The sequence below is a fragment of the Streptomyces sp. NPDC023157 genome (assembly GCF_055560575.1).
In genome coordinates this window covers 636,913-657,392 of the sequence record NZ_JBVHIL010000001.1, presented here as the reverse complement: position 1 = coordinate 657,392, position 20,480 = coordinate 636,913, and the positions used below count along the sequence as shown (strand labels likewise).

The following is a 20,480-nucleotide window of genomic DNA, read 5'->3' as shown; positions in this document are numbered from 1 at the left end:
TGGCGGTGGTCCGCCGCCCGGGCGGCGGGTGGTGGACGCGCGGCCTAGCGCAGGGCGCTCTTCGCCTGCCAGGCCGTCCAGTCCAGGTTCCACGCGCCGTAGCCGTTGCCCTCGGCCACGACGCCCTTGGTCTGCTCGCCGGTGATCTCGAACGGGTCGCCGACGCGGACCGAGGCGTAGAAGGAGGTGGCGTTCTCGGTGCTCATGCCGATGCAGCCGGAGCTCTTGTTGGCGCGCCCGAAGTAGGCCGCGTTCCAGGGGGCGGCGTGGGCGTACATGCCGGACCAGGTCAGCCGCATCGAGTAGTCGACGTCCTTGTTGTAGGCGTCGCCGAGGCCGACCGTCTCCGAGTTCATGTTGATCGTGCCCTCCTTCGCCATCAGGACGGCGGTGCCCCGCCAGGAGCGCTTGTCGCCGCCGGGGGTGCCGCCGGAGACGGGGATGGTGCGGACGGTGCGCCCGTCGCGGACGACGGAGAGCTTCTTGCGGTCCAGGTCGACCTTGATGACCTGGGACTGGGCGGCGACGGTGAAGCCGGTGCGGTAGTCGCGGACGAACCAGCCGTCGCCCGAGTCCGTGCCGTTCAGCGTCGCGTCCAGGGTGACCTTCGTGCCGGGCTTCCAGTACGCGCGGGGCCGCCAGTCCGCGCGGTCCTTGCCCGAGTAGTCCTTGAGCCAGCCCCACGAGCCCTCGGTGGGGACGGAGGTGGTGACTTTCAACTGGCGCTCGACGTCGGCCTTGTTGGTCACCGGGCGGTCGAAGACGATCGAGAGGGGGTGGGCGACGCCCACCGTGGTGTTCTTCCCGGGGGCGAGCGTCAGCTTGTTGACCTCGGCGGCCTCGGGCGTCGAGAAGGACGTGCTGTCCTTCGTCTCCTTGCCGCCGGCGCCCCGCGCGGTCACCTCCACCGTGTACGTGGTGCCGGGCGCGGCCTTGCGGTCCGAGGCCCACGAGGAGCCGCCCGCGCCGGTGCGGCCGGCGAGCACGGCGCCGTCCGCGTCGACCACCTTGACCGTGGCGAGGGTGCCGCCGGTGGCCGTCACCGTCAGCGGCCGGCCGGCCGCCGGGGGCGCCACGGTCACCTTCGCGGGGGTGTCGTCCTTGGGCGCACCGGACGCGGAGGGCCGCTCGCCGGCGGTCGCCGCCGAGCAGGCGGTCAGCGACGCGGCCGCGATCAGGAACAGGGGGATGCGTATGTGGGTGCGCAGCACGGCACGGCCTCCGCGAGGACGGGAATGGGTGGGATGCACCGGACTGTAGGCCGCCGTCAGGGGGGTGCGCCCGGTCCCGGGGCCTTGTGACGGGGGCTGAAGAGAAACGGTCATCGTCCGGTCACATTCCTCGCGCGGAGTGGTCAATACCGGCTGTGAGCCTGCTGTGCGCCCCACCACCGACGGGGCGGAACAAGGAGGCCCTCGTTGTGTCAGCGCTGCTCGTGACGCCCGCGCCCGCCCGCCCCGCGCTGCGGCTCGGCCCCGTCACCCCCGAGGTGTACCGCGCGTTCCTGGCCGCCCGCTCCACCGGAGCGGACGGGCCCAGCTTCCTCCAACTCCCCTCCTGGGCGCAGGTGAAGGACGGGTGGACCCACCAGCTGGTGGGCTGGGGGCCCGAGTTCGGTGAGCTGTCCGGCGTCGCGCTGGTGCTGCTGCGGGCGTTCCCCGGCACCCGCAAGTACTTCGCCTACCTGCCCGAGGGGCCCGTCGCCGACTGGGCCGACCCCGACCTCGACGGCTGGCTCGACCCGCTGCTCAAGCACCTGAGGTCCTGCGGCGTGTTCGCCGTGCGGATGGGCCCCGGGCCCGACTACCGGCGCTGGTCCGCCGCCACCCTCAAGGCGCACGCGGGGCCCGGGCGGCGCCTGTCCGACGTCCTCGCCACCGAGGTCGACCCGCTCGGCTCGGCCGTCGCCGAACGGCTGCGGGCCCGCGGCTGGAAGCGCTGCGGCGGCGAGTCCGAGGACGGCGCCGACGCCCAGCCGCGGCTCGTCTACCAGGTGCCGCTCACCGGCCGCAGCTCCGACGACCTGTGGTCCGGGCTCAACCAGGAGTGGCGGCGCAACATCCGCAAGGCCCGCAAGTCCGGCGTCGAGGTCGTCGTCGGCTCCGCCGCCGACCTGCCCGAGTTCTACCGGCTGCTCCGCATCACCGAGGAGCGCGACGGCTTCCGCCTCGGCCGCTCCCTCGCCTACTACGAGCGCCAGTACGCCGTCCTCAACGCGGAGTACCCGGGCCGGATGAAGCTGTACCTGGCCCGGCACGAGGGGGAGGTCCTCGCCGCCCACACCATGGTCACCGTCGGACGGCGGGTCTGGTACCAGACCGGCGCCTCCGCCGACCACCGCCGCGAGGTCCGCCCCTCCAACGCTCTCCAGTGGCGCATGATGCTCGACGCCCACGCCGTCGGAGCGGACGTCTACGACATGCGCGGGGTACCCTCCACCCTCGATCCGGACGACCGCGCCCACGGGCTGCTCCGCTGGAAGCTGGGCACGGGCGGGCGGGTCGTCGAGACGCTGGGGGAGTGGGAGATTCCGTTGCAGGGCACGACCAACCACACGCTGTTCCGCGCCTTCCAGGCGTACCTGGCCCGCCGATGACGGCCACGGCCACCGAGACCACCGGGGCCGCCCCGGCCAAGGCCCCGTCCGTGCTGCGCAGCGGCGCGCTGATGGCCGCCGGTTCGCTCGTCTCGCGCGCCACCGGCTTCGTACGCTCCGCCGTCGTCGCGGCGGCCATCGGCACCGGATTCGTCGCCGACGGCTACGCGGTCGGCAACTCCGTGCCCACGATCGTCTACATGCTGCTGCTCGGCGGCGCGCTCAACGCGGTCTTCGTCCCCGAACTGGTCAAGGCGGCCAAGGAGCACGCGGACGGCGGCGTCGCCTACACCGACCGGCTGCTCACCGTCTGCGTGCTCGCCCTCACCGTGCTGACCGGCGTCGCCGTCCTCGCCGCCCCCGCGATCGTCGACGGCTACACCGACTACACCGGTGCCCAGCGGGACATGACCGTCGCCTTCGCCCGCTCCTGCCTGCCGCAGATCTTCTTCCTCGGCCTGTTCACGCTGCTCGGGCAGGTGCTCAACGCGCGCGGCCGGTTCGGCGCGATGATGTGGACGCCGGTCCTCAACAACGTCGTCGTGGTCGGCGTCTTCGGTCTGTTCCTCGCCGTCTCCACGGGCGGCGGGCTCACCCCCGGCGAGACCGCGCTGCTCGGCTGGGGCACCACCGCGGGCATCGCCCTCCAGGCCCTCGCCCTCCTGCCCTCCCTCAAGGCGGCCGGCTTCCGCTGGCGCCCCCGCTTCGACTGGCGCGGCAGCGGCCTGACCGCGCCCCTGAAGGCGGCCGGCTGGCTGGTCCTCCTGGTCCTCACCAACCAGGCCGCGTACTGGGTGACCACCAAGATCGCCACGGCGGCCGGCCAGCACGCCGAGGGCGCCGGCCTCAGCGCGTACAACAACGCCTACCTGGTGTGGGCCGTCCCGCACGGCATCGTCACCGTCGCCCTGGTCACGGCCCTGCTGCCGCGGATGAGCGCCGCGGCGGCCGAGGGCGACCTGACCGGGGTGCGCCGGGACGTCGCCTACGCGCAGCGCACCAGCATGGCGGCGATCGTCCCCGCCGCCTGCGTGCTGTTCGCCCTCGCCGTCCCGTTGATGGGCATGGTCTTCGGGTACGGCCGCACCGACGCCGGCGCGGTCCGCTCCATGGCCTGGATCCTGATGGCCCTCGCGCCCGGCCTGATTGCCCTCTCCGGCCAGTACGTCTGCACCCGCGCCTTCTACGCCCTGCGCGACACCCGCACCCCCTTCTTCCTGAACCTCGTCATCGCGGGCCTCAACGCCCTGCTCGCCGTCACGGCGTTCACCGTCCTGCCCGCCCGCTGGGCCGTGACGGGCATGGCCGCGGGCTACTCGCTCGCGCTGTGGACGGGGTGGGGGGTCACGGCGTACGTGCTGGGGCGGCGGCTGAGGGGGGCGGGGGGTCCGGGGGCCGGGGCGGCCGGTCCGGCGCCGATGGGCGCCGCTGACAGTGCCAGTACCGGCGCCGGCACCGCCCTGCTCCGCCTGCTCACCGCCGCCGTGCCCGCCGCCGGGTTCGGGCTGCTCGTCGCCGACCGCACCACCGGGGCCGGCTCCGTGCTCTCCGGTCTCGCCGGCGCGGCCGCCGTCCTCGCCGTCTTCGCCCTCCTGGCCCGGCCGCTGCGGCTCACCGAGGTCCAGGCCCTGCTCACGGGCGCCACCGCCCGTCTGACCCGGCGGCGCTGAGCCCACCGGCTCACGCCGCCCCCACCGCCCGCTCCCCGCCGGATCCCCTCCCCGGCGGGGAGCGCATCCGACCGACCTTGGGATACTCCACGAATGCCACGCGTGCTGCTGATCGAAGACGACCCCTCCGTCCGCGAAGGCGTCGAGCTCGGGCTCCGGCGCCGCGGGCACGAGGTGCGCACCGCCGCGACCGGGGAGACGGGGCTCGCCGCGTTGCGCGAGTTCCGTCCCGACCTGCTGCTGCTCGACCTCATGCTGCCCGGGATGAACGGCGTCCAGGTCTGCCGCCAGGTCCGCGAGACCAGCCAGCTGCCGATCATCATGCTCACCGCGCGCGGTGACGACTTCGACGTCGTCATCGGCCTGGAGGCGGGCGCCGACGACTACATCGTCAAGCCCGCCCGTACCGAGGTCATCGAGGCCCGGATCCGTGCCGTGCTCCGCCGGATCGAGGAGCCCGGCGGCGCGCGCCAGGCCGTGGAGTTCCACGGGGAGCTGGCCGTCGACCGGGCCGGTCTCACCGTCGCCAAGAACGGCGAACGCCTCGCCCTCGCCCCCTCCGAGCTCAAGCTGCTGCTCCACCTCACCGCCGCCCCCGAGCAGGTCTTCAGCCGCCAGCAGCTCCTCGAACACGTCTGGGAGCACAGCTTCCACGGCGACGCCCGGCTCGTCGACGCCTGCGTCCGCCGCCTCCGCAACAAGATCGAGGACACCCCGGGCGAGCCCCGCTACATCCAGACCCTGCGCGGCTTCGGCTACCGCTTCGGACCGTTGTGAGAGCCCATGTGCCGGGCGGTGGCAGACACGCCGAGGCCCGCCGCAGGCGCCTGCACCCCTTCGGGCTGCGCACCCGGCTCGTCCTCGCCTTCCTGCTGGTCGCCGCCGTCGGCTGCGGCACCACCGCCGCCCTCACCTACCGCGCCGCCCGCAACGCGATCCTGGAGCAGACCCAGAACACCGCCGTCACCGCCTTCCGCCAGCAGGTCGAGACCCTGAGCACCCAGCTGCCCGTCAACACCGACGGGCTGCGCTCCGCCCTGCAGACCATCGCCCGGCAGGGCAAGCCGCGCCCCTGGCGGGTGTACGCGGAATACGGTGACCTGCGGGTGTCCTCCACCGACCGGCCCGAGTCGAGCGTCCTCACCCCCGAACTGCGCCGCCGCGCCACGGCGATCGGCGCCACCCACGGCAGCTTCCAGCGGGTCGTCAAGGACGGCACCCCGTACCTCACCATCGCCGTCCCCGCCGTCTTCAGCAACTACTATCGGGGCTTCCCCGAGGGCAGCCCCACCGGGCTCGTGCTCTACGCGGTGATGGACCTGGGCGAGGAGGAGGCCAACATCGAGGCGATGGTCGTCGCCGCCCGCGACGGCGCGCTGCCCGCGCTGCTCGTCGCCCTGATCCCGGCGCTGGTGGCCTCGCGCGGGGTGCTGCGGCCGGTGCGGGAGCTGCGGGTCGCCGCCCACAGCATGGGCCGGGGCCTGCTGGACACCCGTATCCATGCCAAGGGCAGCGACGAACTCGCCGATCTCGCCCGCACCTTCAACGAGTCCGCCGCCGAGCTGGAACGTTCCGTCACGGAGCTGCGGAGCGCCGAGGCCCGCGCCCGCCGCTTCGCCTCCGACGTCTCCCACGAACTGCGCACCCCGCTCGCCGGGATGCTCGCCGTCACCGAGGTGCTCGACGAGGACGCCGGTACCCTCGACTCCGACACCGCCCGCGCCGTCCGCCTGATCAGCGCCGAGACCGGCAAACTCGCCGTGCTCGTCGAGGACCTCATGGAGATCTCCCGCTTCGACGCCCGCGCGGCCGAACTCCACACCGACGAGGTCGACGCGGCCGACTCGGTCCGCAAGACCCTCCAGAACCGGCACTGGACCGACCCGGACCGCATCGTCACCGAACTCACCGACGGCATCCGCGCCCCCCTCGACCCGCGCCGCTTCGACGTCGTCGTCGCCAACCTGGTCGGCAACGCCCTGCGGCACGGCAGCCCGCCGGTGACGGTCCGGGTGTACGCCGAGGGCGGGGCCGACGGCTGGCTCGTCACGGAGGTCGCCGACCGGGGGCCGGGCATCCCCGAGGACGTCCTCCCGCACGTCTTCGACCGCTTCTACAAGGCCGACGCGGCCCGCACCCGCTCGGCGGGCAGCGGCCTCGGCCTCGCCATCACCCTGGAGAACGTCCGGCTGCACGGCGGCACGGTCGTCGCCGCCAACCGGCCCGACGGAGGGGCCGTCTTCACCGTGAGGATCCCGAGGTGACCCCCGCCCCGGACCGCCCGCGCCCGCGTTCCCGCTTTCGGCGCCGTGTCGCGGCCGCCCTGCCGCTGGTGCTGCTGCCGCTCGCCGGCTGCGGCATACAGGGGAGCGACGTCGTGGAGGCCGGCGCCGGCGCCCCGGTCACGGTGCACCCCACGGGCAACCCGCGGATGCTGCTGTTCTTCGTCGCGCGGGACGGCCGGCTGATGCCGGTCGCCCGCGACGTCGGTTTCGGGCTCCCCCAGGGCGAGGCCGACGGCGGCCCCGGGGCCGAGATCAGCCACCCGCCCGGCATGAACTACCGGGTCGCCACCGACAAGGTGCTCGCCTCCCTCATCGAGGGCCCGGACGAACGGGAACGCACGGCCGGCCTCACCAGCAGTCTCACCTTCCACGGCAGCGGCGAACCGCACACCCAGAAGACGTCGGGCCCCGACGGGCGCCCGGAGCTGCACGTCCGGCTCGCCGTCCGCGTCCAGGACCTCGACCCCGTCGCCCTACGCCAGCTGGCGTGCACCGCCGCGTACGCCGAGGAGCTCGGCAGCGCGGCCAAGGTCGTCGTCTCGGGGACGGACGGGGCCCTGCCGGGGCGCCGCTGCGAGACCGACTAGGCCGACGGGGCCAAGGCCCCCGGTCCCGGATCACGCGGCCCCAGGCCCCGGATCGCCCGGCCCCACGGCCCGTCCCGGCTCAGGCGCCCCGCAGCTCCGCGAGGACCGCGTCCGTGAACGGCGGCCACGCCTCGACCGCCCACGCCCCGAAGGGCCGGTCGGTGAGCGCCACGCAGGCCGCGCCGGCGTCCGGGTCGATCCACAGGAAGGTCCCGGACTGGCCGAAGTGCCCGAAGGTGCGCGGCGAGGACGAGGCGCCCGTCCAGTGCGGCGACTTGCCGTCGCGGATCTCGAAGCCGAGGCCCCAGTCGTTGGGCCGCTGGTGCCCGTAGCCCGGCAGGATGCCGGTGAGACCGGGGTACGTCACGGTCATCGCGTCGAGCACCGTCCGCGCGTCGAGCAGCCGCGGCGCCTGCACCTCGGCGGCGAAGCGCACCAGGTCGTCGACGGTCGACACGCCGTCCTTCGCGGGCGAGCCCTCCAGCGTCGTCGCGGTCATGCCGAGCGGTTCCAGGACCGCCTGGTGCAGATACTCGGCGAAGGGGATGTCGGTGGCCTTGGCGACGTGGTCGCCGAGCGCCTCGAAGCCGGTGTTGGAGTAGATCCGGCGGGCGCCGGGCGCCGCCATGACCCGGTTCTCGTCGAAGGCGAGCCCGGAGGTGTGCGCGAGCAGGTGCCGCACGGTGGCGCCCTCGGGCCCGGCCGGCTCGTCGAGGTCGATCGCCCCCTCCTCGTACGCGACGAGGACGGCGTACGCCGCGAGCGGCTTGGTGACCGAGGCGAGCGGGAAACGCCGGCCGGTGGGGCCGTGCGCGCCGGCCAGGGTGCCGTCCGCGCGGACGACGGCCGCCGCGGCGGTGGGGACGGGCCAGTTCTCGATCGACGCCAGGGTCTGCAGGCTGCTCAGCATGGTGCCGAGCGTACTTGGCCTGCTTGCTTCGAGTGCACTCGAAGGTTCTAGCGTGGGGGTATGAGCTTGATCGAGAGCACGACAGCCCCGGTGCGGAAGGACCGCTACACGATCAGCGAGGTGGCCGCCCTGACCGGACTGTCGGCGCACACCCTGCGCTGGTACGAGCGGATCGGCCTCATGCCGCACGTCGACCGGTCGCACACCGGGCAGCGCCGCTTCACCGGGCGGGACCTGGACTGGCTGGCCTTCGTCGGCAAGCTGCGGCTGACCGGGATGTCGGTGGCGGACATGGTGCGGTACGCGGAGCTCGTCCGCGAAGGCGCCCACACCCACGCCGAGCGGCGCGCGCTCCTGGAGACCACCCGGCGCGACGTCCTGACCCGGATCGCCGAGTTGCAGGACACCCTCGCCGTGCTCGACCTCAAGATCGACCACTACGGCACCGTATGCGGAGGCAGCACCTCATGAGCAGCAGCAACGGCAGGATCGGCACCGTACGACTCGGCGCGGGCCAGGACGGACCGGAGATCGGCGTCCAAGGCTTCGGCGCCATGGGCATCAGCGAGTTCTACGGCGACACCGACGAGAAGGCCGCCCGCGACACCCTCGACGCGGCCCTGGAGGTCGGTGTCACCCTCATCGACACCGCCGACGTCTACGGGCAGGGCGCCAACGAGGAGTTCCTGGCCCCGTTCGTCGCCGCGCACCGCGACGAGATCGTCATCGCCACCAAGTTCGCCATCGAGCGGCGGGCCGACGACCCCTTCTACCGGGGCATCCGCAACGACCGCGCGTACATCCGCGGAGCGGTGGAGGCGAGCCTGCGCCGCCTCGGCATCGACACGATCGACCTCTACTACATGCACCGCCGTGACCCGGACGTCCCCTTCGCCGAGTCCGTCGGCGCGATGGCCGAGCTCGTCCAGGAGGGCAAGGTCCGGCACCTGGGCCTGAGCGAGGTGACGGGAGCCGAGCTGCGCGAGGCGTACGCGGTGCACCCGATCGCCGCGCTCCAGTCGGAGTGGTCGCTGTTCTCCCGCGACGTCGAGCGCAGCGCGGTCGGCGCCGCCGCCGAACTCGGCGTGACCTTCGTCCCGTACTCGCCGCTGGGCCGGGGCTTCCTCACCGGCGCGTTCGCCGACGCCTCCAAGGAGCTGTCCGACGCGGACTTCCGCCGCCACCAGCCGCGCTTCAGCGGCGAGAACGCGGCCCGCAACGCGGCCCTGCTCGCCCCCGTCCGGACGATCGCCGAGGAGCACACGGCGACCCCCGCGCAGATCGCCCTCGCCTGGGTCCAGCAGCGCGCCGCCGTACACGGCCTGGACGTCGTCCCCATCCCCGGCACCCGCAAGCGCTCCCGCCTGGAGGAGAACGCCGCCGCCACCCACATCACCCTCACCGAGCCCCAGCTCGCCGCCCTGGAGCCGATCGCCGCCCAGGTGGCGGGCGACCGCTACCCGGACATGACGTCGACGTCGGCGGCACGGGAGGGCTAGTCCCCGAGGCGGGGCCACCGCCGCCGGGCGACGGGGCCCCGCGCCCCCCTCCGCCCCGCGCAGGGCCCCGCGCCCACCCAGCCCCCCGCCCCCCGCCGTGTGGGCAATCGTCCCGCAGGGCGGGACGGGTGGGCACACGGGACGGCGCCCTTAGCGGCGCCTCCGCTCCCAGTGCCTCGACCCGCACCCGCACGCACCCGCACCGCACCCGCACCCGCACCGCCCCCCACCTCACGCCAACCCCAGCGCGAACACCGCGAACCCCGCCGCCAAGACCCCCGCGACCGCCCGCCTCACGGTGCCGGTCCGGCTCCACGGGGACTCGAAGCCCCGTGCGTACCGCCCGATCAGGACGAGCAGCCCCGCGAAGACCGGCATCCAGGCCAGCCGCGCCAGGATCCAGCCGACCGAGTCGGGCGCCCCGACCAGACCGGTGATCTCCCCCGCGTACGAGGCGGGGATCGCGGCGGTCAGCATCGCCGTCTGGTGCCAGCACAGGATGGTCATCGCGGAGAGGTTGATGACGACGACCGGCGCCCACAGCGCGGGCTTGCGGAGCAGCTTCCCGAGCCGGTCCCGCAGCAGGATCGCGGCGCCGCTCTGCGTGGCGGCGAGGGCGAGCACGAGCAGCGACGGCGGGTGCGAGTTGGTGCGGGCCTCGCCGGGGACGCCGACCATGGAGGCGGGGTAGCCGCACCACAGCAGGAGGACGGCGAAGAGTGCGGCGCCGCCGGCGAGCAGCCCCCAGGCGTGCCGCCGGGTGACCCGGCCCTCGCCCCAGGAGACGCCGAGCTGGTAGGCGAAGAGCCAGCCGGGCAGGATGTTGAGGACGCTCAGCCAGGACGGCATGGCGTCGGCGTACGGCCCGTAGCGCAGCAGGTCGACGACGGCGACGGAGCCGAGCAGCGGGGCCGCCGCCCACACGCCGAGCCGGCGGGCGGCCCGGACGCAGTACGGGGTGAGCGCGGTGACGACCGCGTACACGCCCACGAACCACAGCGGCTGCACGACGAGCGTGGACGCCGTCCGCAGGGTGTCGCCTGGCACGCCGAACCCGTAATGAAGGAGCGGCAGCAGCCCCGCCCACACGGCGGTGACGCCGAGCACCGGGCGCCCGAGCCGGGCGAGCCGCGCCTTGAGCCAGTCGCGGAGGGGGCCCTGGTGGCGCCGGTAGGAGAGCACGGAGGCGTAGCCGCCGACGAGGAAGAAGATGCCCAGCATCTGGAGGATCCAGCTGGCGGGGGCGAGGCCGCCGAATGCGGAGAGCGGGCTGGCGTTGTGGATGGCGCCGTCGGCGGAGAGCGTGAATCCGCCGAGCAGCCAGTGCCCGGTGGGCACGGCGAGCAGCGCGAGGGCGCGCAGCCCGTCGATCGCGCGGTCGCGGTGGGCGGGCGTTCCGGCTTCGATGCGCCGGGCGAGGGTCTGTGTCGAACTCATCGGGCGACCCCCTCGGCGATGGCGGCGAAGGTGCGCAGGGACGCGGTCCCGGGGGCGAAGTAGCCGTCGTGGCCCTGCGCGTCACCGGCGTCGACGCGGCGCGCGCCGAACTCCGGGGCGGTGGGGTCGGTGCCGTGCCCGAGGCCGGCCACCTGGACGTTCGGTATCCGGTCGATCCAGTCGGTGGGGTCCTTGGCGGCCCACACGCGGGCGCTGGTGCCGAGGGCGGCGGCGTTGTCGGCGCGCATTCCGGGGGAGCCGAGGACGACGAGGTCCTTGACCTGGATGCCGGGTGCGGCGAGCCCGCAGACGACGGAGCCGTAGCTGTGGCAGAAGACGGAGGGTTCGGCGGCGCCGACGGCGGCCAGCCCCTCGGTGAGGCGGGTGAGCCGCCGGGCTCCGGCTTCGGCGAGGTTCCCGGTGGCGGCATCGAGGCCGACGCCGACGGGCGTGGTGTAGCCGGCCCAGGCGATGACGGCGGTTCGGCCGCCGGTGGCCGCGCGCAGGGCGGTGGCCTTGCGGGTGAGCGGCGCGAGGTGACCCGCGTCGGTGTCGGACCCGGGCACGATCACGGCCACGTGCGCGGCTTTGGCAAGGTCGCCGTAGACGAGGACCGCCTGGCCGCGATCCCGCGGGTCGTACGCGAGGACCTGCTGTCCGGCGTACCGGCCGCCGGTGGCCCGGGCGTTGGCCGCGTAGCGCAGCGCGAGCGGGGCGCCGTCGAGGTTGCCGACGACGGTGGGGTGGGCGGCGGCCAGCTCCCGCTGCCGCCGGGGGCTCATGGAGGCGAAGTACGAGGCGGTCTGAGCGGGCGTCATGCGCTGGGGGTCGGGCAGCCCGTCGGCCCGCCACTGGGCGGTGCCGACGGGGGCGCCCGTCACGGGCTGACGGCTGCTGCCGGAAGCCCAGCCTGCGGTCCCGGCCACCACGGTCGCGGTGAGCGCGGCGGCGGCCAGGGTCCTCGTGAAGCGGCGCATCGAGTGGCCCTTCCTCTCTCTCGTCGTTGGCGAGAGGAAGGTAGGAAGGGGACGCCTGACCGGGCGTCACACCGGGGCGCCAACCGTGAACCGATACCGGGGTAGGGGGAGGAGGAGCAGCGGGCCCCCCGACGGGGGTGGGGCTAACCCCCGGGGACCGGCGGGGTGGGGGGCTGGCAGGGGGGTCGGCAGGGGGGCTGGCGCGCCCATCGCCCTCCGGTGGGGGGCTGGCGCGCTCATCGCCCCCGATGGTGGGGGGGCGTGCCCATCGCCCTCCGGTAGGGGGCTGGCGAGCCCATCGCCCCCGGCCGGGGGGGGCTAGTACCCCTGACCCGGTGTCACGAGCCCCGACTCGTACGCGAAGACGACGGCCTGCGCCCGGTCGCGCAGGTCCAGCTTGGCCAGCACCCGGCCGATGTGGGTCTTCACGGTCTGCTCGGCGAGCACCAGGTGCTCGGCGATCTCCTGGTTGGACAGGCCCCGGGCGATCAGTTCGAGGACCTCCGACTCGCGCGGGGTCAGCCCGTTGAGGCGCAGCGCCGCACGGTCGGCGCGCGGTACGGGCTTCGAGGCGGCGAAGTCGGCGATCAGCCGCCGGGTCACCGAGGGCGCGAGCAGCGCGTCGCCGGCGGCCACGACCCGGACCGCCGCGATCAGGTCGGCAGGGGGCGCGTCCTTCAGGAGGAAGCCGGAGGCGCCGGCGCGCAGCGCCTCGTACACGTAGTCGTCCACGTCGAAGGTGGTGAGCATGAGCACCTTGGGGCGGTGGATCACGCCCGGCGGCGGGTTCAGGATCTCCCGCGCCGCCGCGAGCCCGTCGAGCTCCGGCATCCGTACGTCCATGAGGACCACGTCCGGGTGGGTGGAGCGGGCCACGTCCACGCCCTGCCGCCCGTCCGGCGCCTCGCCCACCACGTCGATGTCGGGCTGCGCGGCGAGCAGCGCGGCGAACCCCGCCCGCACCATGGCCTGGTCGTCGACGATGATCACACGGATGGTCACGGGTTTCCTCAGCTGTCGGTCGGTCCCAGCGGCAGCCGGGCGGCGACCCGGAAGCCCCCGTCCGGCAGCGGCCCGGTGTCGAGCGAGCCGCCGGTCAACCGTACGCGCTCCCGCATCCCGACGAGCCCGTGCCCGGTCCCGGAACCGCGCTCCACGGGCGAGCCCTTCTCCGCGGCGGGCCCGTTGACGACGAGGACGTTCAGCCAGCCCGCGCCGTCCGGGCGGACGGACACCCGGGTGGCGGCGCCCGGCGCGTGCCGGACGATGTTGGAGAGGGCCTCCTGCACGATCCGGTACGCCGACAGGTCCACCGCCTGGGGGACGCCGTCCAGGTCGGCGGCGAGGGACAGTTCGGCCGGCACCCCGGCCCGTACCGTCGCCTCGACCAGCTGCTGCACCCGGTCGAGCCCGGGCTGCGGGGCCCGTTCGCCCTCCGCGCCCTCGCTGCGCAGCACCACGAGCAGCCGCCGCATCTCGGCGAGCGACTCGCGGGCACCGGCCGCGATCGAGGTGAACTCCTCGCGGGCCGCGTCCGGCAGCCCGGGGATGCGGTACGGGGCGGAGTCCGCCTGCACGGTGATCACCGACATGTGGTGGGCGACCACGTCGTGCAGCTCGCGGGCGATCCGGGCGCGCTCCTCCAGCAGGGTGCGGCGGGCGCGCTCGGCCTCGCTGATGGTCTCCTGCTCGACGAGCCGCCGCTCGGCGTCGCCGCGGCCCCGCAGGGTCGCGGTGATCAGCAGCACGACGCCGCTGAGCACGAAGAGGAGCAGGGTGATGCCGCCGGCCCGGTGCGGCGAGAAGAGCTCGAAGACGGTCGCGGCGGCGCCGGTCATCAGCCACACCCCGATGAGGGCCCGTCGGGACTCGCGGAGCCCGAGCGCCAGCATCAGCGCCAGATAGCCGACCACGACCATCGGCGTCCACGGCCAGGGCCGCCCGTCGACCCCGTCGGCGGCGAGCAGCACGAAGCCGCCGAAGACGTCCGCCGTGAAGATCACCCACCAGGCCTGGAGGGGCCGGGTGACGGCGAGCAGCAGGGGCGCGGTCTGCGCGGTGGCGAGCGCCCCGGCGAGGGCGCCGTTGACCTGGTAGTCCTGGACGAGCACGGTGACGGTGACGGGCAGCAGCGTGGCGACGAACGCCAGCGCGACCCCGTACGGAAGCAGCCGCACCCAGGGCGAGGACGCCCGGGCGAGCAGCGCCTCCCCGTCGGCGGTCGGCGTCGCGAGCGCGACCCCGAAGCTGCGGACCAGCCCGTTCGTCCGGGTCCCGACGGCACGAAGCGGCCCGGCGGCCCGGGCTCCGGCGGCACGCAGCGGCCCGGCGGCCCGGGACCCGGCGCTCTGGAGCCGCCCGCGCACGCGGGCGGCGGTCTGGGGGAGGCGCGGTCGGCGCCGCTGTTCATCCTTCATGGCCCGCCCAGGGTAGGCAGGCCGGGCGGGGGCGGACGTCATACCCGGGGGTGGGGTGCGGGGTCATACCGGGGTACGGGGTACGGGGTACGGGGGCGGGCATCGCCTAGGCCCCCGGGCATCGCCTTGGATCCCGCCCCGCCCTACAGCTCGGCGAGCAGCTCCGCTTTCCTGGAGGAGAACTCCTCGTCGGTGACGAGGCCCGCCTGGTGCAGTTCGCCGAGGTGGCGAATCCTTTCCCCTACGCCCGCCGGGTCGTAGGGCCGGGCGGCGCCCGGGACGGCGGGGACGCGGGCGGAGCCGCGGATCGCGGCGAGCACGGCGGCGGCGAAGGGCAGCGACTCGTGCACCGGCCCGTAACGGTGCCCGAAGACCACCGAGGCCGGGTCCAGGTCCGGGTGGGGCGGCCGGGCCGATTCCGCGCCCGCCCCGCGCGGCAGCAGCCGCAGGCAGCCGTCGGGGGACTCGGGCGAGCGCCACTCGACCCCGCTCAGCTCCCGTACCGCGAAGAACTGGTCCCCCGCCCGCCACTTCTCCGAGGAGGCCCCGGTCCGGGACCAGCGGAAGACGACCTGGGCGGACCCGTCGAAGCTGGCCTTCCCGTCGTACGCCTTGAAGGACTGCGGGCCCTCCGGCGCCGCGACCAGGAAGCCGTCCGTCGGCTCCGCCGCGTCCCGGGGGAGCCGCGCGAGCAGCTCGTCGCGGTAGTACGCGGCCTGCGCCTCGCGGTCGACGGGCAGCACGAGCCGGTAGGGGTCGCCCCCTTCCTTCAGCTGCCCCGCCGCCGCCTCGACCAGCGGATCGGCGCCGGGTCGCGGCACGGCGTGCAGCACCACGGTGCCCCGCTTGCCCGGGGCGAGCGTCACGGACGCCAGCGCCTCGTGCGGGATGCGCCGTTCGCGCAGCGTGCCGAAGAGCCTCGGCGTGCGGATCCCCCGTTCGAAACGGATGACGATGGCGTCGCTCTCGAACTGCCAGGTGGCATGAATTCCGGCCAGCACATCACCCATACGCCTCATCGTATGCGGCGTATGCCCCGGCGTCGCCCCTGTGGGAACGCCCGAAATCCGCCGTGATCTACGCGCGTCAGGCGGCTTCGGCACCGGAGATTCCCCGGCGGCAAGCGCTGTCCGCGGCGGCGCAGGTCAGATCGCCGTACGCGCCGACGCCTATCGCGGCGAAGTTCCGCAGGCTCCCGGTGCCGGGTTCGAAGTAGCCGGCGTGGCCGTTGGCCCCGGCCGCGGAGAGCAGCCGCGCGCCGAACTCCGGCGCCACCGGGTCGGCCCCGTGGCCGACGCCGCCGAGCTCCAGGTGCGGGACGTCGGCGATCCAGTCGCCCGCGTCCCGCATGGCCCAGATACGGGCCGGGGTGGCGAGGTCGGCGGCGTGCTCGGCCCGCATGCCGGGGCTGCCGGCGACCACGACGTCCGTCACCCGCGCGGGCAGCCGGGACGCGGCGACCCCGCACAGCACGGAGCCGTAGCTGTGGCAGAACAGGCTGATCCGGGCGTCGCCGGGCAGCGCGGCGGTCAGGTCGACGAGCCGTACGGCGCCGTTCTCGGCGAGCCGCCCGATGGCCGCGTCGATCCCGACGCCGACGGGCGCGGTGTAGTCGGCCCAGGCGATGACGGCGGTCCGGGCGCTCGGGTCGGCGCGGTGCTCGGCGGCGTACAGGGAGGTGGCCATGCCGGCGGGGGCCGAGTACATCCGGGCGGTCTTCTGGAAGGTGAGCAGGTTGGTGTCGACGCCCGGCACGATCACCGACACCCGCCGGGCCCGGTCCAGGTCGCCGAGGACCTCGGCGGTCCGTCCCGTGCCGGCCGGGTCGAAGGCCAGGATCTGGCGGCCCGGGCTCATCAGCGACCGGAAGCGGTCCACGCGGCGGCGGGCCTCGTGCAGTCCTTCGGCGTTGAGCCGTGGGTCGTCGACCCGGCTCCGCTCGGCGTCGAGGGTGTGGGCGAGGGAGACGCGGTTGGCGCGGTAGCGGAGGGTGACCGGGACGCCGTTGAGGTTGCCGACGACGAGCGGGTAGCGGTCGGCGAGACGGGTCCGCTGCGCGGGGGAGAGGGAGGCGAAGAAGGCGGCGATCGTCCGGGCCGGGCCCGCCGCGTCGGGCAGCGGGCGCTGCCCGACCCGTCCGTGGGCCCAGGCGGCGAGCGCGCTCTCGCGGGTCTCCCCTGGCGTGCTCTGATCCCGGATCGTGGTCCATCCGGTGGTCGCCAAAAACACGAACACCACGGCGAGCGCGAGCATCATGCGCCAAGCGGAGAGGGTGGGGGAGGCGTCGAGAGGAGGCATTGCGAGCCACCCTAGGGGGCGCGGTCGTACCCCCGGGTGGGCGAGTGACGCGGATCACCTGGCGGGCGGGGCGCGGTGACGTTCCGTACACGCGGACGTGCGCCCGGTGATCCGTTCAGCTCCTCCAGTACGGCGCGAGCGCCGGCCCCAGGTGGTCGAGGTAGTGCTCGGTGAGCGCGCGGATCGCCTCCAGGGTCGGCTCCCCGCTCCGGCCCCACAGCTGCCCGGTCACCCGCATCACGCCGCTGAACGCCGCGACGGCGATCCTCGGGCGCGGGTCCGCGTCCACGTCGAGCCCCTCGCGTTCGGCGATCACCCGGGCGATGGACTCCTCCATCTCCGTGGAGCGGCGCAGGTGGACCGCGAGCAGCGCGGGCGTGGACTCGATGACCTGGAAGCTGCGGACGTACAGCTCGACGGGGACGACCTCGGCGATGGCCTCGCCGATGGTGTCCCAGGCGCTCAGGACGGCGTTGCGCATCGCGTCGAACGGGCCCTCCTCGGGGGGCCGTTCGGTCAGCGCGCGCATGAAGCGTTCTTCGACCATCTGCTGGACGGCGAAGGCCACGTCCTCCTTGGAGGCGAAGTAGCGGAAGAAGGTGCGCTGCGAGACCTCGACCGCGTCGGCGATCTCGTCGACGGTGGTCCCCTCGTACCCCTGGGTGGTGAAGAGCTCCAGGGCGACCCGGATCAGCGCGTCACGGGTGCGCTGTTTCTTCCGCTCGCGCAGCCCGGGAACCGTCACCGCCCGGCACCCCTTCCCCGTCTCGTTCCGGTCACTTCGTCCAGCTCAGCGTACCTGTGAGCAACATGACAGTTACCGTCGCGTGAACTCATTAGTCAATTGTCAGTGACTGACATTAGCCTCGCGGCATGACTAGTCAGACCACCGTGGAAAAGACCCCGCAAGGGCAGGGGGGTGGCCGGACGCCCGACGCGACTCCGGCCCCGGCTCAGGCGAAGGGGCTCCGCGGTCACCCGTGGTTGACGCTGTTCGCCGTCGCAGTGGGCGTCATGATGGTGGCGCTCGACGGCACCATCGTCGCCATCGCCAACCCCGCCATCAAGGACGACCTCCAGGCCTCGCTCGCCGAGGTGCAGTGGATCACCAACGGCTACCTGCTCGCGCTGGCCGTCGCGCTGGTCACCGCCGGCAAGCTGGGCGACCGCTTCGGGCACCGCCAGACCTTCATCATCGGCATCGCGGGCTTCGCCGCCTCCTCCGGCGCGATCGGCCTGTCGAGCTCGATCGGGCTCGTCGTCGCCTTCCGCGTCCTCCAGGGCCTCTTCGGCGCCCTGCTCATGCCGGCCGCGCTCGGCCTGCTGCGCGCGACCTTCCCCGCCGAGAAGCTCAACATGGCCATCGGCATCTGGGGCATGGTCATCGGCGCCTCGACCGCGGGCGGCCCGATCGTCGGCGGCCTGCTCGTCGAGCACGTCAGCTGGCAGTCCGTCTTCTTCATCAACGTGCCGGTCGGCGTCCTCGCGCTCGTCCTCGGCCTGGTGATCCTCAAGGACCACCGCGCCGAGAACGCCCCGCGCTCCTTCGACGTCCTCGGCATCGTGCTGCTCTCCGGCGCCATGGCCTCCCTCATCTGGGGCATCATCAAGGCCGGTGAGTCCTGGGGCTGGTCCAGCCTGAACACCTGGGGCTGCCTGGTCGGCGCGCTGGTCCTCTTCGGCGTCTTCGCCTTCTGGGAGACCCGGGTCAAGGAGCCGCTCATCCCGCTGGCGATGTTCCGCTCCGTGCCGCTGTCGGCCGGTGTGGTGCTGATGGTCCTGATGGCCTTCGCCTTCATGGGCGGCCTGTTCTTCGTCACCTTCTACCTCCAGGGCGTGAAGGGGCTCAGCCCGGTCGACAGCGGCATGCACCTGCTCCCGCTGACCGGCATGATGATCGTCTCCTCGCCGCTGGCCGGCGCGCTGATCACCAAGTTCGGCCCGCGGGTCCCGCTGGTCGGCGGCATGGTCTGCACCGCGATCGCGATGTTCGGCATGATCACCCTGACCGCCGGTACGGGCACGCTGGCGATGTCCCTCTGGTTCGGGCTGCTCGGCCTGGGCCTGGCCCCGGTCATGGTCGGTGCCACCGAGGTCATCGTCGGCAACGCGCCGCTGGAGCTCTCCGGCGTGGCCGGCGGTCTGCAGCAGGCCGCCATGCAGGTCGGCGGCGCCCTCGGCACGGCGGTGCTGGGCGCGGTGATGTCCTCCAAGGTCTCCAGCGCCTTCGCGGAGAACTGGAAGGGCGCCGGCATCCCGACGCCGCCGGACCCGCGCCTGGAGCAGGCCGCCGAGTTCGGCATGGTGCCGCCCGGCCTGGACCAGGCGCCGGGCATGACGCCCGAGATCGCCCAGACCATCGGCAAGGTCATCCACGACACGTTCATGGACGGCATGGGGCTCGCCTTCACCGTCGCCGGTGTCGTGGCCGTCCTCGCCGCCCTGGTCGCCACGCTCACCAAGCGCGGCGCCAACGCGGAGGCGGGTGCGGGCGCGGCCCACATCTGAGCCGGGAGCCCCGAGGTCCCCTGGGGGGTCGTCACCCGTTCGCGTGAACGGGGGCGGCCCCCCTTCCGTTCCGGGGGCACTTCCGTCATGCTCTCGATTACAGAGAGTGACGAAACGGGGGTTCACCTGCATGTATACGAAGATGATGATGGCCGTCGGTGCCGTGGGAGCGGCCTTGACCACCCTTCTCGCGATCCCGGCCGAGGCGGCGGCGCCGAGCGGCACGGCCCTGGGGCCCTGCGGGCCGGGGCAGCTGTGCCTGTGGCCGAAGGCCGACTTCAGGGGCCGGCCACAGACCCATGAGCTGTCCTCGGTCGACATCGAGAGCTGTGTCGCCCTGCCACCGGGGACGACCGCACAGGCCCTCGCCAACCGGACCGGGCGGCCGGTCACCACCTACCAGTCCGCGGTCTGCGCGGAGACCGGCGAGTTCGAGACCTACCCGGGCAAGGGGACCTGGGTGCCCCAGACGCCGTACCAGATCCGGGCCTTCAAGATCTGGGAGAGGTAGGCGCCGGCGCCGGGACGTCCGGGGTGCCGGGCGGCGGGACCGAGAGGCGCGCGACCTCGGCCCGCAGCTCCCGCACCTCGACCGTCAGCGCCTCCAGGAGCTCCAGCTGCCGGCGCTCGGACTCGTCGTCCCGCTCGAAACGGGCGATGAACCAGGCGGCGATATTGGCGGTCACCACACCCAGCAGGGCGATGCCCGACAGCATCAGGCCCACCGCGAGCACCCGGCCCAGGCCCGTGGTCGGGGCGTGGTCGCCGTAGCCGACGGTGGTCATCGTGGTGAACGACCACCAGACCGCGTCCCCCAGCGTCTTGATGTTGCCGTTCGGCGCGTCCCGCTCCACATGCAGCACGGCCAGCGAGCCGAACATCATCAGCCCGACCACCGCGCCCGCCACATAGGTGGTGAGCGTTATCTGCGGGGCCATCCGGGCCCGCCGGCCCACCAGGAGGAGCGTCGACACCACCCGCAGCAGCCGCAGCGGCTGCACCATCGGCAGTATCACCGCGAGCAGATCCAGCGGATGCCCCCGCACGAACGCCCACTTGGCCGGGGCGAGCGCGAGACGCACCAGATAGTCCAGGGCGAACGCGGCCCACACCGCCCACTCCACGTGGGTGCACAGCCGGTGCACCCACGGGTCGGCGCCGGGCGCCACGATCGGCACGGCGTACGCCGCGCCGAACGCCACGGCCAGCACCAGCAGCGGCGTCTGGGTGCGCGCTTCCCAGCGGTCCTTCATGACGGGTGATCCTTCATGCCCGGCATCGTAGGGAACGCGGAAG

The 20,480-nt window shown here is 73.9% G+C and carries 19 protein-coding genes; 9 read left to right on the top strand and 10 right to left on the bottom strand.

Annotated elements, in window-relative coordinates; genetic code table 11:
• Positions 1 to 44: 44 nt before the first annotated feature.
• A complete protein-coding gene (locus ACZ3ZE_RS03105; protein WP_467257137.1) occupies positions 45 to 1,211 on the bottom strand; it encodes a L,D-transpeptidase in 1,167 nt (388 codons plus the stop codon).
• 209 nt (positions 1,212 to 1,420) lie between these two features.
• Between ACZ3ZE_RS03105 and ACZ3ZE_RS03100 the strand changes: the two genes are divergently transcribed.
• The 5 genes from ACZ3ZE_RS03100 to ACZ3ZE_RS03080 all read left to right on the top strand — a co-directional run bounded on the left by ACZ3ZE_RS03100 (position 1,421) and on the right by ACZ3ZE_RS03080 (position 7,138).
• A complete protein-coding gene (locus tag ACZ3ZE_RS03100; protein WP_361163494.1) occupies positions 1,421 to 2,596 on the top strand; it encodes a lipid II:glycine glycyltransferase FemX in 1,176 nt (391 codons plus the stop codon).
• On the top strand, positions 2,593 to 4,266 hold the full coding sequence (murJ, locus tag ACZ3ZE_RS03095; RefSeq protein WP_467257135.1) for a murein biosynthesis integral membrane protein MurJ: 1,674 nt from the start codon (positions 2,593 to 2,595) through the stop codon (positions 4,264 to 4,266). The genes ACZ3ZE_RS03100 and murJ overlap by 4 nt, the downstream gene beginning before the upstream one ends.
• 93 nt (positions 4,267 to 4,359) lie before the next feature.
• Positions 4,360 to 5,043, top strand: a complete 684-nt coding sequence (locus tag ACZ3ZE_RS03090) for a response regulator transcription factor (RefSeq protein ID WP_361163498.1) — start codon at positions 4,360 to 4,362, stop codon at positions 5,041 to 5,043.
• Positions 5,040 to 6,530 carry a sensor histidine kinase gene (locus tag ACZ3ZE_RS03085; RefSeq protein ID WP_363291230.1) on the top strand — a complete coding sequence of 497 codons (1,491 nt, stop codon included), beginning with the start codon at positions 5,040 to 5,042 and terminating at the stop codon, positions 6,528 to 6,530. Before ACZ3ZE_RS03090 ends, ACZ3ZE_RS03085 begins: the two co-directional genes overlap by 4 nt.
• Positions 6,527 to 7,138: a hypothetical protein gene (locus ACZ3ZE_RS03080; protein ID WP_361163502.1), complete on the top strand. Its 612-nt coding sequence runs from the start codon at positions 6,527 to 6,529 to the stop codon at positions 7,136 to 7,138. Before ACZ3ZE_RS03085 ends, ACZ3ZE_RS03080 begins: the two co-directional genes overlap by 4 nt.
• Positions 7,139 to 7,217: 79 nt before the next feature.
• Here the strand turns inward: ACZ3ZE_RS03080 and ACZ3ZE_RS03075 are convergent, their stop codons facing one another.
• Entirely contained in the window at positions 7,218 to 8,036 is an 819-nt protein-coding gene (locus ACZ3ZE_RS03075; RefSeq protein WP_442303907.1) for a serine hydrolase domain-containing protein, read from the bottom strand.
• A 72-nt stretch (positions 8,037 to 8,108) separates the two neighbouring features.
• Between ACZ3ZE_RS03075 and ACZ3ZE_RS03070 the strand changes: the two genes are divergently transcribed.
• Positions 8,109 to 8,519 carry a MerR family transcriptional regulator gene (locus ACZ3ZE_RS03070; RefSeq protein WP_361163506.1) on the top strand — a complete coding sequence of 137 codons (411 nt, stop codon included), beginning with the start codon at positions 8,109 to 8,111 and terminating at the stop codon, positions 8,517 to 8,519.
• On the top strand, positions 8,516 to 9,547 hold the full coding sequence (locus ACZ3ZE_RS03065; RefSeq protein WP_363291232.1) for an aldo/keto reductase: 1,032 nt from the start codon (positions 8,516 to 8,518) through the stop codon (positions 9,545 to 9,547). The genes ACZ3ZE_RS03070 and ACZ3ZE_RS03065 overlap by 4 nt, the downstream gene beginning before the upstream one ends.
• A gap of 231 nt (positions 9,548 to 9,778) precedes the next feature.
• Here the strand turns inward: ACZ3ZE_RS03065 and ACZ3ZE_RS03060 are convergent, their stop codons facing one another.
• The 7 genes from ACZ3ZE_RS03060 to ACZ3ZE_RS03030 all read right to left on the bottom strand — a co-directional run bounded on the left by ACZ3ZE_RS03060 (position 9,779) and on the right by ACZ3ZE_RS03030 (position 17,421).
• A complete protein-coding gene (locus ACZ3ZE_RS03060; protein WP_467257133.1) occupies positions 9,779 to 10,984 on the bottom strand; it encodes an acyltransferase family protein in 1,206 nt (401 codons plus the stop codon).
• A complete protein-coding gene (locus tag ACZ3ZE_RS03055; protein WP_467257131.1) occupies positions 10,981 to 11,961 on the bottom strand; it encodes an alpha/beta hydrolase in 981 nt (326 codons plus the stop codon). Before ACZ3ZE_RS03055 ends, ACZ3ZE_RS03060 begins: the two co-directional genes overlap by 4 nt.
• Positions 11,962 to 12,279: 318 nt before the next feature.
• Entirely contained in the window at positions 12,280 to 12,963 is a 684-nt protein-coding gene (locus ACZ3ZE_RS03050; protein ID WP_361163514.1) for a response regulator transcription factor, read from the bottom strand.
• An 8-nt stretch (positions 12,964 to 12,971) separates the two neighbouring features.
• On the bottom strand, positions 12,972 to 14,378 hold the full coding sequence (locus ACZ3ZE_RS03045) for a sensor histidine kinase (RefSeq protein WP_467257129.1): 1,407 nt from the start codon (positions 14,376 to 14,378) through the stop codon (positions 12,972 to 12,974).
• 143 nt (positions 14,379 to 14,521) lie between these two features.
• Positions 14,522 to 15,388: a DUF4429 domain-containing protein gene (locus ACZ3ZE_RS03040; RefSeq protein ID WP_467257127.1), complete on the bottom strand. Its 867-nt coding sequence runs from the start codon at positions 15,386 to 15,388 to the stop codon at positions 14,522 to 14,524.
• A 76-nt stretch (positions 15,389 to 15,464) separates the two neighbouring features.
• Positions 15,465 to 16,676 (bottom strand): alpha/beta hydrolase, encoded by a 1,212-nt coding sequence (locus tag ACZ3ZE_RS03035; RefSeq protein ID WP_361163520.1) that lies wholly within the window; start codon positions 16,674 to 16,676, stop codon positions 15,465 to 15,467.
• 115 nt (positions 16,677 to 16,791) lie between these two features.
• Positions 16,792 to 17,421, bottom strand: a complete 630-nt coding sequence (locus tag ACZ3ZE_RS03030; RefSeq protein WP_363291237.1) for a TetR/AcrR family transcriptional regulator — start codon at positions 17,419 to 17,421, stop codon at positions 16,792 to 16,794.
• A 128-nt stretch (positions 17,422 to 17,549) separates the two neighbouring features.
• On the opposite strand from ACZ3ZE_RS03030, the gene ACZ3ZE_RS03025 reads away from it, so the two are divergent.
• Positions 17,550 to 19,184, top strand: coding sequence for an MFS transporter (locus tag ACZ3ZE_RS03025; protein ID WP_361163524.1), 1,635 nt, complete (start codon positions 17,550 to 17,552; stop codon positions 19,182 to 19,184).
• Positions 19,185 to 19,326: 142 nt separating this feature from the next.
• Positions 19,327 to 19,695 carry a peptidase inhibitor family I36 protein gene (locus ACZ3ZE_RS03020; protein WP_361164683.1) on the top strand — a complete coding sequence of 123 codons (369 nt, stop codon included), beginning with the start codon at positions 19,327 to 19,329 and terminating at the stop codon, positions 19,693 to 19,695.
• On the opposite strand, the gene ACZ3ZE_RS03015 is transcribed toward ACZ3ZE_RS03020, so the two are convergent.
• On the bottom strand, positions 19,676 to 20,437 hold the full coding sequence (locus ACZ3ZE_RS03015) for a potassium channel family protein (protein WP_361163526.1): 762 nt from the start codon (positions 20,435 to 20,437) through the stop codon (positions 19,676 to 19,678). The two genes, ACZ3ZE_RS03020 and ACZ3ZE_RS03015, sit on opposite strands and share 20 nt — an antisense overlap.
• Positions 20,438 to 20,480 lie beyond the last annotated feature (43 nt).